Source organism: Psychrobacter sp. TB55-MNA-CIBAN-0194, assembly GCF_040309505.1.
Lineage (GTDB): Bacteria > Pseudomonadota > Gammaproteobacteria > Pseudomonadales > Moraxellaceae > Psychrobacter > Psychrobacter fozii.
Genome location: NZ_JBEOOW010000031.1, coordinates 1 through 532, shown reverse-complemented (window position 1 = coordinate 532; position 532 = coordinate 1). Strand labels below are relative to the sequence as shown.

The following is a 532-nucleotide window of genomic DNA, read 5'->3' as shown; positions in this document are numbered from 1 at the left end:
TCATTCACAGGGGTGACGGTGATGGTTTCTGTGGCGCTCACTTCTGTCGTGCCATCGGTGATGGTGTAGTCAAATTCGACTTCGCCATTAAAGTTGGCATCAGGGGTGAAGCTGATAACACCTGCGGTATCTATGTTCACTACGCCGTTTGGTACGTCAATGCTTTGAGCCACACCTGGGGTTAAGGCGGTGCCATTAATGTCAGTGATGCTGAGGGTGTCGCCATCGAAGTCGCTGTCAGCGTTTAGTGGGTCAAGCACTACGGTGCCGTCTTCTTCTACGGTATACGCGTCATCTACTGCCACAGGTACGGTTGGTGGATAGTCAACAACGATGGTGGCTGGGTTAGATGGCTCACCTGTGATATCAGAGACTACATAGTCTACTGGCGTTGGATCTTCTGTGAAGCCTGACTCTGGGGTGAAAGTAACGGCGCCAGTGGTTGGGTCAACTTCCCATTCGCCTTCGCCTGGTACGGTTAATGTTGTCACTTCAGAGCCATCAGCCGGATCAATGAGCTTGACGCTGGTTG

1 protein-coding gene is annotated in these 532 nt (G+C 52.1%); it reads right to left on the bottom strand.

Annotation, left to right across the window (positions count from 1 at the left end; translation table 11 throughout):
• A partial coding sequence (locus AAEY75_RS14115) for a cadherin-like domain-containing protein (RefSeq protein WP_352259910.1) occupies window positions 1-532 on the bottom strand: 532 nt, incomplete at both ends.